This is a genomic window from Burkholderia sp. Ac-20384, from assembly GCF_017104605.1.
GTDB lineage: Bacteria > Pseudomonadota > Gammaproteobacteria > Burkholderiales > Burkholderiaceae > Burkholderia > Burkholderia lata.
Window position 1 is genome coordinate 1 of record NZ_JAAGPE010000241.1, and the last position, 14,440, is coordinate 14,440.

12 protein-coding genes, 1 tRNA gene and 1 pseudogene are annotated in these 14,440 nt (G+C 67.0%); 2 read left to right on the forward strand and 12 right to left on the reverse strand.

Annotated features, from left to right (window positions below):
• The 4 genes and pseudogenes from G3O00_RS31280 to G3O00_RS31295 form a co-directional block, all read right to left on the reverse strand.
• A pseudogene (locus tag G3O00_RS31280) lies at positions 1 to 245 on the reverse strand (hypothetical protein); the annotation flags it as partial.
• A gap of 115 nt (positions 246 to 360) precedes the next feature.
• Entirely contained in the window at positions 361 to 1,326 is a 966-nt protein-coding gene (locus G3O00_RS31285) for a FecR domain-containing protein (protein WP_206145315.1), read from the reverse strand.
• Positions 1,323 to 1,841, reverse strand: coding sequence for a sigma-70 family RNA polymerase sigma factor (locus tag G3O00_RS31290; RefSeq protein WP_206145316.1), 519 nt, complete (start codon positions 1,839 to 1,841; stop codon positions 1,323 to 1,325). Before G3O00_RS31290 ends, G3O00_RS31285 begins: the two co-directional genes overlap by 4 nt.
• Positions 1,842 to 2,046: 205 nt before the next feature.
• A tRNA-Met gene (locus G3O00_RS31295) sits at positions 2,047 to 2,123 on the reverse strand.
• 183 nt (positions 2,124 to 2,306) lie between these two features.
• On the opposite strand from G3O00_RS31295, the gene xth reads away from it, so the two are divergent.
• Positions 2,307 to 3,083, forward strand: a complete 777-nt coding sequence (gene xth / locus G3O00_RS31300) for an exodeoxyribonuclease III (RefSeq protein WP_206145317.1) — start codon at positions 2,307 to 2,309, stop codon at positions 3,081 to 3,083.
• Positions 3,084 to 3,106: 23 nt separating this feature from the next.
• Here xth and G3O00_RS31305 read toward each other — a convergent pair whose 3' ends face one another.
• The 4 genes from G3O00_RS31305 to glnA all read right to left on the reverse strand — a co-directional run bounded on the left by G3O00_RS31305 (position 3,107) and on the right by glnA (position 9,595).
• Positions 3,107 to 5,221: a prolyl oligopeptidase family serine peptidase gene (locus G3O00_RS31305; protein WP_206145318.1), complete on the reverse strand. Its 2,115-nt coding sequence runs from the start codon at positions 5,219 to 5,221 to the stop codon at positions 3,107 to 3,109.
• 89 nt (positions 5,222 to 5,310) lie between these two features.
• Positions 5,311 to 6,831, reverse strand: a complete 1,521-nt coding sequence (gene ntrC, locus G3O00_RS31310) for a nitrogen regulation protein NR(I) (protein WP_206145319.1) — start codon at positions 6,829 to 6,831, stop codon at positions 5,311 to 5,313.
• A 46-nt stretch (positions 6,832 to 6,877) separates the two neighbouring features.
• Positions 6,878 to 8,020, reverse strand: a complete 1,143-nt coding sequence (gene glnL / locus G3O00_RS31315) for a nitrogen regulation protein NR(II) (RefSeq protein WP_174933544.1) — start codon at positions 8,018 to 8,020, stop codon at positions 6,878 to 6,880.
• Positions 8,021 to 8,179: 159 nt separating this feature from the next.
• Positions 8,180 to 9,595 carry a type I glutamate--ammonia ligase gene (gene glnA / locus G3O00_RS31320; RefSeq protein WP_011352587.1) on the reverse strand — a complete coding sequence of 472 codons (1,416 nt, stop codon included), beginning with the start codon at positions 9,593 to 9,595 and terminating at the stop codon, positions 8,180 to 8,182.
• Between the two features lie 405 nt (positions 9,596 to 10,000).
• Here glnA and G3O00_RS31325 point away from each other — a divergent pair, with 405 nt between their 5' ends.
• Positions 10,001 to 10,465 (forward strand): rhodanese-like domain-containing protein, encoded by a 465-nt coding sequence (locus tag G3O00_RS31325; protein ID WP_011352588.1) that lies wholly within the window; start codon positions 10,001 to 10,003, stop codon positions 10,463 to 10,465.
• A 115-nt stretch (positions 10,466 to 10,580) separates the two neighbouring features.
• Here G3O00_RS31325 and G3O00_RS31330 read toward each other — a convergent pair whose 3' ends face one another.
• The 4 genes from G3O00_RS31330 to G3O00_RS31345 form a co-directional block, all read right to left on the reverse strand.
• Positions 10,581 to 11,396, reverse strand: coding sequence for a molybdopterin-binding protein (locus G3O00_RS31330; RefSeq protein WP_174933542.1), 816 nt, complete (start codon positions 11,394 to 11,396; stop codon positions 10,581 to 10,583).
• On the reverse strand, positions 11,393 to 12,220 hold the full coding sequence (locus G3O00_RS31335) for an EI24 domain-containing protein (RefSeq protein ID WP_041492892.1): 828 nt from the start codon (positions 12,218 to 12,220) through the stop codon (positions 11,393 to 11,395). The genes G3O00_RS31330 and G3O00_RS31335 overlap by 4 nt, the downstream gene beginning before the upstream one ends.
• 111 nt (positions 12,221 to 12,331) lie before the next feature.
• Complete coding sequence (locus tag G3O00_RS31340) at positions 12,332 to 13,306, reverse strand: sterol desaturase family protein (protein WP_011352591.1); 975 nt, start codon at positions 13,304 to 13,306, stop codon at positions 12,332 to 12,334.
• A 16-nt stretch (positions 13,307 to 13,322) separates the two neighbouring features.
• Positions 13,323 to 14,312, reverse strand: a complete 990-nt coding sequence (locus G3O00_RS31345) for a beta-propeller fold lactonase family protein (protein ID WP_011352592.1) — start codon at positions 14,310 to 14,312, stop codon at positions 13,323 to 13,325.
• Between the last annotated feature and the right edge of the window lie 128 nt (positions 14,313 to 14,440).

The following is a 14,440-nucleotide window of genomic DNA, read 5'->3' on the forward strand; positions in this document are numbered from 1 at the left end:
CCGTGGCGCACGGCAGAGGGTGTCAGACCGACGTGGAGGGGGCCGGCGGGAATGGCATACGTGGGGCGCGCGTCGGGGTAGACGGGCGGCGGCGGATCGTCGGGCTGCGCTTGCGCGCCGAGCGGCATCGCACGCGCCAACGCAGCGGCAGGCGCCGGTTCGAACGCGCGCGACGCGGCGCGGCGGCGTGCGGGCCGGTTGGCGGGACGGGAGGCTGCAGACGGGGAAAACCGGCGGAACGCCATGATGAAGAATCCTTTGGGTTCGGAATGTTGCGAAGGTGCATCGTGTATTCCGAACGAACCGCCGAAACCCTCAATCGTCCCGTTAAATTTTTTTCTGATGACCCTGCGGCGGCGTTCAGCGCGGGACGACCGTGACCCAGTAGCGCGTGCGGTAGACGACGTCGACCGGTAATGCGGTGCGCAGGCTGGCGAGCGCGCGATCGGTGTCGGTCAGCGAGAACACGCCCGACACCGACAGCCGCGCGAGCGCCGGATCGCAGCGCAGGACGCCCGGCCGGTAGCGTGCGAGCTCGGCACACCATGCATCGACGCGCATGCGTTCGGCGATCAGCCGGCCCTGCGTCCATGCATTCGCACGCACATCGGCCGGCTCAAGCGGGGCGAAGCCGTCCGCATCGAAACGCACGGCTTCGCCGGCCTCGAGCCGCAGCACGCGATCGGCTGCGCGAGCGGGCCGGATCTCGACCGCGCCGTCGAACACGTCGACCCGTGCGCGCATCCCCTCGTCCGACGCCGTGAAGCGCGTGCCGAGCGCACGCGCCATCCCCTGCCGCATCTCGACGCGCAGCGGCCGCCCCGCCGTGTCGTGCGCGGTCTCGACATGAACCGCGCCACGCACGAGCACGATGCGTCGCTCGCGTGCGTCGAAACGCACGTCGATCGCACTCTCCGTGTCGAGCCAGACGCGCGTGCCGTCCGCGAGCGTGACATCGCGCACTTCGCCGACCGCGCTCGCATAGTCGGACGTGGCCGATTGCCACAGGCGCGTACTGCGCACGCCGTAGCTCGCGCCGCCGAGCGTGATCGCCCAGCCGAGCGCGCGCATCGCGCGCCGGCGTGCGGGCCGGGCCGGCTGGGCAAGCAGGACACCGCGCGCCGTATCGGCCGGCACGCTGCCAAGTTTCGCGTCGATGCCGGCAAGCCGCTGCCATGCGCGCTCATGTTCGGGATGCTCGGCACGCCAGGCCGCGCATCGGCGCCGGTCATCGTCGGTCGCGTCGCCCGACCACAGACGGGCAAGCCAGCCGATCGCCTGCTCGACGACGGCCTCGGGCAATGCATCGCCCTGCCGCCCGCTCACGATGCGCTCCCGTAGAGCGCCGCATAGCACGCGCGCAGCGCGGCCGCGACGTACTTCTCGACCGACGACACCGACACGCCGAGTTGCGCGGCGATCTCGCGATAGGTCAGGCCATCGAGCTTGCACAGCAGCAGCGCCGTGCGTGCGTTGGCGGGCAGGCGGTCGAGCATCGCGTCGATTTCGCACAGCGCCTCGATCACGAGCGCGCGTGTTTCGGGAGAAGGCGCTTCGGCCTCGGGCAGGTATCGAACCGTGTCGAGATAGGCCGACTCGATATGCCGCCGCCGATAGAGATCGATCACGAGTCCGTTCGCGATCTGGGTCAGGTAGCGGCGCGAATCGTCGGGTTGAGGCGTCGTGCCGGATGCGAGCACGCGCAGATAGGTGTCGTGGGCGAGATCGGCCGCGTCGCACGCATTGCCGAGCTTCTTGCGCAGCCAGCCTCGCAGCCAGCCGTGATGATCGTTGTAGAGCGCACGGAAACCCCGCTGCGCATGACTGTCGATGACGCCCATGTTCCCCGACGCCGCGTGGTCACGCAGCGCCCCATTAATGATAATGATTCTCATTAATTTTATGAGACAGGAGGCGGGACTGGCAAGCGGGAATCCGGCCGGCGACGCGTTTCCGGGGCCGGAAAACAAAAAACCCGGCACGGGGCCGGGTTCCTGTCGACGAAGCGCGCATCGGTCACTTGCGCTGCACATCGTCTGGTGTGCTTGGTTGCGGGGGTAGGATTTGAACCTACGACCTTCGGGTTATGAGCCCGACGAGCTGCCAGACTGCTCCACCCCGCGTCAGAGAAATAAATTATAGGGTGAGGAAGTACTCACGTCAATACTTTTGTCACAATTTCTTCTCGATTCATCGAAACCGCTGCGCGCGGCGCCTCCCCCGCCCCGCACGAAGCGCGCGTTCGCGCCGCGTGCTCGCGGTAAGATGGCGGCCTTCGCATTCACCCCGCACGCACACTCCCGTTCATGAAAATCGCCACCTGGAACGTCAACTCGCTCAACGTCCGCAAGCAGCATGTGCTCGACTGGCTCGCGCAAAGCGGAACCGACGTGCTGTGCCTGCAGGAACTGAAGCTGCCGGACGAGAAATTCCCGCGCGCCGAGCTTGAAGCCGCCGGCTACCGCAGCTGGTTCACGGGCCAGAAGACCTACAACGGCGTCGCGATTCTCGCGCGCGACACGCTGTCCGTCGACGAATCAGATGTCGTGCGCAACATCCCCGGCTTCGACGATCCACAGCAGCGCGTGGTCGCCGCGACGGTCGACGGCGTGCGCATCGTGTCCGCGTATTTCCCGAATGGCCAGGCACTCGACTCCGACAAGTTCGCCTACAAGATGCAATGGCTCGACGCGCTGCAGGCATGGCTGCGCACCGAACTGCAGCGCTACCCGAAGCTCGCGCTGCTCGGCGACTACAACATCGCGCCGGAAGACCGCGACGTGCACGACCCAGCGAAATGGGAAGGCCAGAACCTCGTGTCGCCGCAGGAGCGCGCCCACTTCGCGCAGCTGATCGAGCTCGGCTTCGTCGATGCGTTCCGCCGCTTCGAACAGCCGGAGAAGACCTTCACGTGGTGGGACTACCGGATGATGGCGTTCCGCCGCAACGCGGGGCTGCGCATCGACCACGTGCTGCTGTCGCCGGCGCTCGCCGAGACCTGCACGTCGTGCGAAGTCGATCGCACGCCGCGCACGTGGGAACAGCCGTCCGACCACACGCCCGTCGTCGCGGTCGTCGGCTGATCGCTCGATCCGCCCGCGCGCGATCAGCGCCGCGCGGGCGCCGGCCCGAGATGGGCCCACAGGAACCCGAATTCGGCCGCATCGGCCTCCGCGCGTTCCAGATCGTCGGCGCTGCCATGGCCGCCGTCGGTGTTCTCCCAGTACCACACCCGTTCGTGACCGAGCGCATGCATGCGCGCGGCCATCTTGCGTGCATGCGCAGGATGCACACGGTCGTCACGCGTCGACGTCGTCAGCAGCAGCGGCGGATACGCGACGCCTTCGCGCACGCGGTGATACGGCGAGTACGCGGCCAGCGCCGCGCCTTCATGCGGATCGTCCGGATCGCCGTATTCGTCGAGCCATGCGGCGCCCGCGTGCAGCTTCGGATAACGCCGCATGTCGAGCAGCGGCACGCGGCAGAGCACCGCGCCGAACAGCTCCGGCCGCTGCACCATGCACGCGGCGACCAGCAACCCGCCGTTGCTGCCCCCCTCGATGCCGAGCTGCGCGGCGGTCGTCACGCCGGTCGCGGCCAGATCCTCGGCCACCGCGATGAAATCGTCGAAGGAACGCTGGCGGTGTTCGCGCTGCGCATCGACGTGCCAGCGCGGCCCGAACTCACCGCCGCCGCGGATGTGCGCGAACGCCATCACGCCGCCGCGCTCGAGCCACCCGATACCGAACGCATCGCTGTAGCCCGGCAGGTTCGGAATCGCAAAACCGCCATAGCCCGACAGCAGGCACGGCCGCGCAACGCGCGCGGCGCCGTCGGCCACGTCGAGTGCATCGCGCGGCCCGATCAGCGTGTACGGCACGATCGTGCCGTCTTGCGAGCGTGCGCTCGCACGGCGCACGACGAGCCCGGCCGCGTCGAACTGCACCGGCGGCCGGTCGAGCAGCACGCGACGCGACGGCGCATCGTCCGCGCGATCGGCAAGATCGGCCAGCCAGCATTCGGGCGGATCGAGATAGGTGTCGACGTCCACGTAAATCTCGTCGTTCAGCGTCGACTCGACGGGCTCGACGTCGATCTGCGCGTCGCCCGGCCCCGGCCACTCGAACGGTCGAGCATCCCACGTCCACGTGCCGTCGTCGGCCCGGCTCGGCTGCCACAGCATCGTGCGGTTGTGCACGTCGTCGAGCCAGCTCGCGATCAGCGTCGTGCGCGTGTGGGTCCACGTGCAAGCGGACGTCGACGGTTGCGGCGCGAACAGCGTCGTGAGTTCGCGCGACCCGGCGAGAAACGCCTGCTCGCGGATCGCGAGCAGCGAACCGCCCGCATGGTGCACGCCGTCGCAATCCCAGTCGAGGCGCGGCTCCAACATGAGCCAGCCTTCCCAGAACCCGACCTCGACGTGGGTCGGCACGTCGTAGCGCACCCACTCGCCCGCCTCCGTCAAGCGGTACGCATGCGAATCGAAAAAATCGACGCTGCGCCACGCGACGTGACGGTTGTCGATCGGATCGAACCCCGCACCCGCGCTGATGTCGTCGGGTTCGCCGCTGAACACGACGGGCGCATCGGCGAGCGCCGTGCCGCGCACCCAGCGCCGCGCTTCATACGGATAACCGGCCGCGGTCGCATGCGCTTCGCCGCGATCCCAGCTCACGTAGACGGTATCGCGATCAATCCAGCCGACCGTGTGATGCCCCGGCTCGTCGATCGTGAAGCCGCCGTCGACGAAACGCCGTTCGACGAGATCGAATTCACGCACGACGACCGCGTCGGCGCCGCCCGGCGACAGCGACAGCAGCGCGCGATCGCCGTCCGGATACAGGATCGAGTCCTGCTCGAACACCCACGACTCGCCCTCCTCCGCACCGAGCGCGTCGACGTCGAGCAGCGTTTCCCACGCCGGTTTTCCCGCGCGCCAGTCGTCCCAGCGCGTGCGGCGCCACAGCCCTTTCGGATGGAGATCGTCCTGCCACAGGTCGTAGGCCCAGTCGCGCCAGCGGGTCGGAATCACCGGGCGTTCGCGCGGCAGGTACGCTTTGGCGAGGCGCGCGGTCAGCGCGCGATACGCGTCGTCGTCACGCAGCGCGGCGCGCGTGCGCGCATTCTGCTCGTCGACCCAAGTGCGGGCGCGCTTGCTGTCGAGCGATTCGAGGAAACGGAACGGGTCGGCCCCAGCGGGCCAGCGGAAGGAATCGGACATTGCGGATCGGCGGAATGGCAAACGGCGTGCAAACCGCGATTATGTCCGATTGCGGCATGCGCGATGCCCGCGCATGCCGCAAATCGTGCTCAGGGCTCCAAATGGAGTTCCTGGATCTTGCGCGTGATCGTGTTGCGGCCGATGCCGAGCCGCTCCGCGGCCTCGACCTTGCGGCCACGCGTGAAGTCGAGCGCTTCGCGAATCACGGCCGCCTCGAAGCGGCGTGCGAGTTCGTCCATCACGTCGGCCGAGTTCTCGCGCAACAGCCGTGCAACCTCGGTGCGCAGGCCGTGCTCCCACAGCGGATAGCCGGCCGGCGCGCTGCCGTTCGGCGCCGCCGCGACCGGCGCGGACGTCACCGGAGCGCCGCCAATCGCCGGTTGCGCGAGCGTTGCCGCCTCGCCACTGCCGCCGTGCGCGTCCACACCGTCGCCCGTCGCGACCACCGGCGCACCGGCCGGCACGAGGTCGGGCGGCAGGTCCTTGATCTCGACCGTCTGCGCGGGCGCCATCACGGTCAGCCAGTTCGCAAGGTTCTCGAGCTGGCGCACGTTGCCGGGAAACGCCAGCGACGTGAGATACACCAGCGCTTCGTCGGACACGCGCTTCGGCTCGACGCCGAGATCGCGCGCGCTCTTCTGCAGGAAGTGGCGCGTGAGCAGCGCGATGTCCTCGCTGCGCTCGCGCAGCGGCGGCAGGCGCAGCCGGATCACGTTGAGCCGGTGGTAAAGGTCCTCGCGGAACAGCCCCTGCCGCACGCGCGATTCGAGATTCTGGTGCGTCGCGGCAATCACGCGCACGTTCGCACGCAACGGGTTGTGGCCACCGACCCGATAGAACTGTCCGTCCGACAGCACGCGCAACAGGCGCGTCTGCAGGTCGAACGGCATGTCGCCGATTTCGTCGAGGAACAGCGTGCCGTTCTCGGCCTGCTCGAAGCGGCCTTGCCGCGTCGTCTGCGCGCCGGTGAACGCGCCGCGCTCATGGCCGAACAGCTCGGATTCGAGCAGGTCCTTCGGAATCGCCGCGGTGTTCAGTGCGATGAACGGCCCGTTTGCACGCGGGCTGTGACGGTGCAGCGCACGCGCGACAAGCTCCTTGCCGGTGCCCGATTCACCGGTGATCAGCACGGTCGCGGCCGAGTGCGACAGGCGGCCGATCGCGCGGAACATGTCCTGCATCGCGGGGGCCTGGCCGAGCATCTCGGGCGCCTCGGCCACGCGCTCGTCCTGCGGCGCGCCGCCGCGCAGGCTTTCCTCGACCGCACGGCGGATCAGCTCGACCGCCTTGTCGACGTCGAACGGCTTCGCGAGATATTCGAACGCGCCGCCCTGGAACGCCGCGACGGCGCTGTCGAGATCGGAGAACGCCGTCATGATGATGACGGGCAGGCCCGGCAGGCGCTCGTGCATCGCCTGCAGCAACTCGAGGCCCGAGCCGCCCGGCATCCGGATGTCGGATACCAGCACCTGCGGGGTCTCGTGGTCGAGCGCGGCCAGCGCGTCACGCACGTTCGCGAAACTCTTCGTCGCGAAGCTGTCCCGGGCGAGCGCCTTTTCGAGCACCCAGCGGATCGATTGGTCGTCGTCTACTATCCAGATCGGCTTCATAGGTCGGTCAGATATTGGTGAATCTGGTGAATCGCCATGCCGCCGCTCAATGGTCGAGCGGCAGCAGGATCTGAAATTCGGTACGTCCGGGCCGGCTTTCGACCTCGATCATCCCGTCGTGCTGCTGCACGAACGTCTGCGCGAGCGTCAGGCCGAGGCCGCTGCCGTCATCGCGCCCGGACACGAGCGGGTAGAAGATCCGGTCGCGGATTTCCTCCGGAATGCCGGGCCCGTTGTCGATCACGTGCAAGTCCAGTGCCAGCCGGTACAGGCGCTTCGCGATCGTCACCTTGCGCGCGATGCGCGTGCGCAGCTCGATCTTCGCGTCGCCCTGCGCAATCCGGTCGCGCAGCGCCTGCGCGGCATTGCGCACGATGTTGAGCAGCGCCTGGATCAGTTGCTCCTTGTCGCCGCGCAGGTCCGGCACGCTCACGTCGTAGTCGCGCTCGATCGTGAGCCCGCGCGGGAATTCCGCGAGCATCACCGCGCGCACGCGTTCGCATACTTCATGAATGTTCACGTCGCCGACGATGTGCGGATGCCGGTGCGGCTCCAGCAACCGGTCGACGAGCGTCTGCAGGCGGTCGGACTCCTTGATGATCACCTGCGTGTATTCGCGCAACTCGCCGCGCTCGCGCTCGCCGAGCTCGAATTCGAGCAGCTGGGCTGCGCCGCGAATGCCGCCGAGCGGGTTCTTGATCTCGTGCGCGAGGTTGCGGATCAGCTGCTTGTTGACCGCGGTCAGGTCGTGGATGCGCTCCTCGCGATCGGTGCGCGACTGCCGCTCGTTCTCGAACAGCTCGACGAGCACGAAATCGGGCGAGGTCTCGAGAAAGCCGACGATCGCGTGCACATGCAGCGGTTCGCGGCCGGGCCGGTCGAGCACGGTATCGAGGTGCGTCGCATGAAAGCGTTCTTCGCCGATCGCGGTGATCGTCGATGCCAGCTCGTTCGCATTCGGAAAAATCTCGCCCCACGGCCGCTGCGCGAGCTGCCGGCGCGAAATGTCGAGCATCGCCTCGGCGGACGGGTTCGCGAACGCGATCCGCAGCGTCTTGCGGTCGAGCACGATCACGACCGTCGGCAGCGCTTCCAGCCCCGCCAGCAGGCCCGAGCGTGCGAGCCGCTCGTCGTCCGTCAGTCGCTCGGGCTGCCCCGTTTTCGCCTTGATCAGATTCTTCAGAACCATCTGCGTGCTTGTCGCGCCTTTACGGCCAGAAAAGGAAAATCACCGGAACAAAAAAGGGACGGCTGGACGCCGCCCCTTTCAGACTCCGCCGTTCCCGCCGCAGGCCGCGCGACGGGAACGAACCGGCATGACGGCGCTGAATCGAAGCGCCATCGCCGATTAGAGCGAGTAGTACATCTCGAACTCGATCGGGTGCGTCGTCATGCGGAACTTCGCCAGCTCCTGCTCCTTCAGCGCAAGGTACGCGTCCAGCATGCCGTCCGTGAACACGCCGCCGCGCGTCAGGAACTCGCGATCCTTGTCGAGTGCTTCGAGTGCCTGGTCGAGGCCCGCGCACACGGTCGGGATCTTTGCATCTTCTTCCGGCGGCAGGTCGTACAGGTTCTTGTCCGCTGCTTCGCCCGGATGGATCTTGTTCTGGATCCCGTCCAGACCCGCCATCATCAGTGCCGAGAACAACAGGTACGGGTTCGCCATCGGATCCGGGAAGCGCGTTTCGATACGGCGGCCCTTCGGGTTCGACACGTGCGGAATGCGGATCGATGCCGAACGGTTGCGTGCCGAGTAAGCGAGCTTGACCGGTGCTTCGAAGTGCGGGACCAGACGCTTGTACGAGTTCGTCGTCGGGTTCGTGATCGCGTTCAGCGCACGAGCGTGCTTGATGATGCCGCCGATGTAGAACAGCGCCATTTCCGACAGGCCGGCGTAGCCGTTGCCTGCGAACAGGTTCTGGCCGTCCTTCCAGATCGACTGGTGAACGTGCATGCCCGAACCGTTGTCGCCGACGATCGGCTTCGGCATGAACGTCGCCGTCTTGCCGTACGAGTGCGCGACGTTATGGATGATGTACTTCGACCATTGCGTCCAGTCGGCGCGCTCGACCAGCGTCGAGAACTTCGTGCCGATTTCGTTCTGGCCCTGGCCCGCCACTTCGTGGTGGTGCACTTCGACCGGGATGCCGAGCTGTTCGAGCAGCAGGCACATTTCCGAACGCATGTCCTGGAACGTGTCGACCGGCGCGACCGGGAAGTAGCCGCCCTTCGTGCCCGGACGGTGGCCCGTGTTGCCGCCTTCGAATTCCTTGGCCGACGACCACGGTGCTTCTTCCGAGTTGATCTTCACGAAGCAGCCCGACATGTCCGTGCTCCACTGGACCGAGTCGAAAATGAAGAATTCCGGTTCCGGGCCGAAGTAGGCGGTGTCGCCGATGCCCGTGCTCTTCAGGTACGCTTCAGCGCGCTTCGCGAGCGAACGCGGGTCGCGCTCGTAGCCCTTGCCGTCGGCCGGCTCGACCACGTCGCAGGTCAGCACCAGGGTCGACTCTTCATAGAACGGGTCGACGAATGCGGCGTTCGGGTCCGGCATGAGCAGCATGTCCGACGCCTCGATGCCCTTCCAGCCGGCGATCGACGAGCCGTCGAATGCATGGCCGCTTTCGAACTTGTCTTCGTCAAACGCCGAAACCGGCACCGACACGTGCTGTTCCTTGCCGCGCGTATCCGTGAAGCGGAAATCGACAAACTTGACGTCCTCGTCCTTCACGAGCTGCATGACGTCGGCGACGGTTTTACTCATAACCTCTTCTCCTGATTGAACAATTCCGGCGGACTGGGAACCGCCTCGTTTATCGAGCTGACCGGGGTCTTGCTTTGGCGCAGCGCGCCCCGATTCGACCGAATCCTATGAAGCAGCTTCCGTGCCACCTATGCGCAAGATTGGCGCGAATCGCGCCGGCGCTCGTCGCGACGGGGCTGTGCTGCGCAATTCCGGGGCTCGGCTTCGCACCGCCTGCCAACCGAAGGCACCGCGCTGGTGCAATCGTTGCAGTGCGCCGCGCCCGCCGGATCATCTTGGTGCATGCGCGCCATTCTGCACTCTTTTGGTGAATGCGTGTGGGGTGCGCGCACCGTATTCCACGCGGACATCCGTGCCGCGACGCCGCGCTAGAATGTTCGTTTGACCGATAGGAGACTCCCTGCCATGAGTACGCTCGACCAGCTTTACGCGAAGGCCGACGAACGCCGCGCACAAGCCGCGCTCAACTACGCCGGGGCGCTGCTGCCGGCCGAGGCCTTCGAACTGCTGCAGCTCGATCCGTCGGCGCGCCTCGTCGACGTGCGCACCCGCGCCGAACTCGACTGGATCGGCCGCCCGCTCGTCGGCGACGGCCAGTACCTGCACCTCGAATGGACGCGCTACCCGGGCGGCGTGCCGAACGCCGAATTCGTCAACGAACTGAAGGCGGCCCTCCCGGCCGATACGCCGATCCTGTTCCTGTGCCGCAGCGCCGCGCGCTCGAAGCTCGCCGCGATCGCCTCCACGCAGGCCGGCTACACGAAGGCGTTCGACCTGCTCGAAGGCTTCGAGGGCGCGAAGGACGCCGAAGGCCACCGCAAGACGGTCGACGGCTGGTGCTTCCGGAAACTGCCGTGGATCGGCGCCTGACGGCACGCCGCTCCCGCCGGTTGCGACAACCCCATCGTCGAGCCGGGCGATGACATGCCGATGACGGGCCGCGTTGCGCGGCCCGTGGCTTTTGTACTGCTGATCGAGGGGCCGCTCAGGCGCGCGGCGTCTCGGGCTCGACGACGTCGCCGCCGAGCAGGTGCACGCCTTCGCGCAGCTTCACGTACGCGGCCGCGACCGCTTCCGGCTCGCCCTTCACGCCGAGGTCGATGTGACGGCGCGCGTAGATCCCGCCGCGCTCCGCATCGCCGACGCTCGGCAGGCTGAACACGCGCACGCCCGGGAAATCGCGCTCGATGCGCTCCATCAGCGGCGTGAGCGTCGATTCCGGCAGCTCGAACACGTACAGCGAGCGCTCCGCGTGCGGCGTCGCGTGATGCAGGTGCGCGTACTTCGTGTCGAGCACCCATTCGATCATCGGCCACGCCATCACCGGGAAGCCCGGCACGAAGTGCAGGTCGCCGACCGAGAAGCCGGGAATCCGGTTGTAGCCGTTCGGGATGATCGTCGCGCCCACCGGGAACACGCCCATGTTGAAGCGGTGCTGGTTCTCCGGCGAGTCGAAGTCGACCGGCGTGGCCGGATCGGTGTGCGTTTCGCGGATCCGCTCGGAAATCAGCACCTTCGCTTCCGGATGCAGCTCAAGGGGCACGCCGATCGCGGCGGCCGCGCACTGGCGCGTGTGGTCGTCCGGCGTCGCGCCGATGCCGCCCGTCGAGAACACGATGTCGCCCGACGCGATCGCGCGTGCGAGGGTCGCCGTGATGCGCGCCGGATCGTCGCCGACGTATTCGGCCCAGTCGAGCGTGAGGCCGCGCGCGCCGAGCAGCTCGATGACCTTCGCCAGATGCTTGTCCTGCCGGCGGCCCGAAAGGATTTCGTCGCCGATGATGATGATGCCGATGCTCATGCCTGCCCCATGTCGATTGCGGTGGCGCGCGAACTCGCACGCAGGTCCTCCAGCGCGCGCAGGCAGTAATGCCCGAACCACAGCGCCGAGAAGACGAGGATGAAAGCGTATACCCAGATCATGGCGGCCGCGACGAACGGAAACAGCACCATCATCCAGACCGACGATACCCATACGAAGGTCGGCACGGTGCCGAGCAGCCCGGTCGCGACGCCGATGCCGATCAGCGGCCAGCGGTGCTGCCGCACGAGTGCGCGGCGCTCGTCGCGGCTCGCGTGCAGCGCGAGCGCGTCGTAGGTCATCACGCGATACGTGAGCCAGCCCCAGATCACCGGCGGCAGCAGCGCGAAGAACGGCGGGATCAGCCACAGCGGGATCGTGACGACCAGCACGACGACGCCGGCCAGCGCCGCCCACAGCGAATTGAACACGCTGCCGAAGAAAGTGCCGCCCCGCTTCGACTCGAGCGCCGCGAACTGCCGGTTCGACAGGTGCTTGATCACGACCGGCATCGAAATCGTCGCGATCAGCAGCAGCACGGTCAGCACGATCAGCGGAATCGCGAGCGACACGACCACGAACGGCGCGACGACCGCATGCAGCTGCGACATGCCGATCGCGTCGAACGCGCGGTACAGCATGGCCGTCAGCACGAAGCCGTCGAGCGCGCCGCGTGCGAGGTCCAGCAGCGACTGCCACGAGAACCACAGCACGGCGCCCCACAGGACGGCCGAGACGAGAAACGGCATCAGGGTGAGCCACAGCATGCGCGGATGCAGTGCGCTCGCCAATGCCCGGACGAAGGAACGCAGCAAGTCGTTCATGCGAGCCTGTATCGACGGAGAAAAACGGGGAAAGGATAAACCACGCGGCCCGCATGCGCCAAAGCACATGCGGGCCGCGTGGGAGAGCCGCTCAACGCAGGAATGGCCGGATCAGGCCGATGCCGCGCCGCGCTTGGCGGGGAACAGGCGCCGGAAGATCCGCACGAACGCGAGGCCGTGCTGCGCCCAGAAACCTTCGCCGTAGGACACGCCCTCGACCTGGTCGCGGATGCCGGTCGGCTCGACCGTGCGGCTCCACGACGCGGTGCCGAACATCATGTCCCACCACGGGAACAGCACGCCGAAGTTGCAGCCGTACTTCGTGCCTTCGTGGCCGTAGCCGACCGCGTGGTGGCGGCGGTGGAAGATCGGGCTCACGAACAGGCGCTCGCCGAGCCAGCCGAACGGCAGCCGCGCATTCGTGTGCTGAATGCTCTGCATGAAGTTGGTGAACGCGGTCAGCACGACGAACTGCGACGGCGTCACGCCGATCACGAGCGCGATCGCCGCGAAGAAGCACGACTGGATCACGTCGTCGAGCACGTGGTTGCGGTCGTCGCACCACAGCGACATCTGGCGCTGGCTGTGATGCACGGCGTGCAGCTCCCACCAGACGCCGAACTTGTGCTGCCAGCGGTGATACCAGTAGCCGGCGAAATCGAGCACGACGAGATAGATCGCGAACGTGACGATCGGCTTCGAGGTCACGCCCGGCCACAGGTAGTCGAGGTTGAGGTTCGCGACGCCATGGAGGCGCAGCCACGCCTGGAAGTTGTCGAACAGCGGCTGCAGCGCGAAGAAGAAGAACAGCGAGTAGATGCCGAGCTTCGCGATCGCCGTGTAGATCACGTCGACCCGCACGGCACGGCGGTTCGTCCAGCGCTCGACGGGCAGCAGCGCCTCGAGCGGGCGCAACAGCACGAACATCAGGACCATCTGCAGCGCGCCGACGATCACCCAGTACAGCGCGTCGTAGGTGTCCTCGTCATAGTCCATCAGGTTGAACTTGAAGAGGAGCGGCTGCACGACGTCGACGTACAGCCAGGTCTGGATGTCCGATACGAATGCATCGATCAGGTGCAGCATCGTTCTCCCCCGCCCGTCACGCGCCGTTCGCGGCGCGCCACGGCGCGCGGTCGTAGAAATAGATGCCGTGCGGCGAGCGGCCGACAGCGATCGTCTGCACCAGCTTGCGCGACGCCAGGTCGATGATCCCGACCTTCTTCGCGAAGCGGAACGTCACCCACAGCGTCTTCTTGTCGGCGGACAGCTCCATGTCGTCCGGGCCCGGCAGCAGGCCGGTGATGTCGCCGACGTTGGTGAGCGTGTTCTCGTCGATGATGCTGATCGTGTTCGCGACCCGGTTCGTCACCGCGACGTGCGTGCCGTCGGCGAGCGAGCGGAAGTTGTGCGCGCCCTTGCCGGTGTAGATCTGCTTGACGACCTTCTGGTTGCGCCAGTCGACCACCGCGACGTAATCCGCGCCGGTCATCCCGACGAGCAGGTACTTGTCGTCAGGCGTGAGCCACAGGCCGGCCGGCACCTTGCCGACCTTCATCTTCCACTTGACCGTCTGCGTCGGCAGGTCGATCGCCGCGATCTCGCCGGAGACCTGCAGCGACACGAGCAGCGTCTTGCTGTCCTTCGTGAACGCGAGGTGGCTCGGCATCACTTCGAGCGGCACGCGCTTCACGAGCTTCAGGTCGCGGCCGTCGTAGCCGTAGATGTCGACGCGGTCGAGGCGCAGGCCGGCCGCCGCGAACCACTTGCGGTCGGGCGAGAAGCCGAGCTGGTAAGGATCGTCGATCCCTTCGATGGTGCGCTGCAGCTTGCCCGTCTTCGGATCGAGGAACATCAGGCTGTTCGAGACCGAATTTGCAACGATCAGCGACGAATTGTCGGGCGTCGCCATCAGGTGATGCGGTTCCTTGCCGGTCGGCATCGTGCCGACGACCTGGCGGGTCTGCTGATCGATCAGGGAAAGCGTCGCTTCGGCCGAATTGAGGATGATGACGTTATTCGCGTGTGCGGCGGGCGCCAGCACGGCGGCGGCCAGCGCAAGCGTGCGGCCGAGGGAAAGGAAAGTGCGCATGAAGACTCACGTCGAGGAACAACCGTCATTGTAAAACGTTCAACCGGCCCGGCCGGTTGACCGAAGCCGGCATTGCGCCACTTCGACGCACGCCGCGGCGGCCCGGTCGGCCGGCGCGGCAGGCGCCG

Bases quoted from the DNA above. Each gene is read 5' to 3' on its own strand.
- G3O00_RS31325 (WP_011352588.1), top strand. From the start codon at position 10,001: ATGAGTACGCTCGACCAGCTTTACGCGAAGGCCGACGAACGCCGCGCA.
- G3O00_RS31330 (WP_174933542.1), bottom strand. From the start codon at position 11,396: ATGAGCATCGGCATCATCATCATCGGCGACGAAATCCTTTCGGGCCGC.
- xth (WP_206145317.1), top strand. From the start codon at position 2,307: ATGAAAATCGCCACCTGGAACGTCAACTCGCTCAACGTCCGCAAGCAG.
- G3O00_RS31340 (WP_011352591.1), bottom strand. From the start codon at position 13,306: ATGCTGCACCTGATCGATGCATTCGTATCGGACATCCAGACCTGGCTG.
- G3O00_RS31335 (WP_041492892.1), bottom strand. From the start codon at position 12,220: ATGAACGACTTGCTGCGTTCCTTCGTCCGGGCATTGGCGAGCGCACTG.
- G3O00_RS31345 (WP_011352592.1), bottom strand. From the start codon at position 14,312: ATGCGCACTTTCCTTTCCCTCGGCCGCACGCTTGCGCTGGCCGCCGCC.
- G3O00_RS31290 (WP_206145316.1), bottom strand. From the start codon at position 1,841: ATGGGCGTCATCGACAGTCATGCGCAGCGGGGTTTCCGTGCGCTCTAC.
- G3O00_RS31305 (WP_206145318.1), bottom strand. From the start codon at position 5,221: ATGTCCGATTCCTTCCGCTGGCCCGCTGGGGCCGACCCGTTCCGTTTC.
- ntrC (WP_206145319.1), bottom strand. From the start codon at position 6,831: ATGAAGCCGATCTGGATAGTAGACGACGACCAATCGATCCGCTGGGTG.
- glnA (WP_011352587.1), bottom strand. From the start codon at position 9,595: ATGAGTAAAACCGTCGCCGACGTCATGCAGCTCGTGAAGGACGAGGAC.
- glnL (WP_174933544.1), bottom strand. From the start codon at position 8,020: ATGGTTCTGAAGAATCTGATCAAGGCGAAAACGGGGCAGCCCGAGCGA.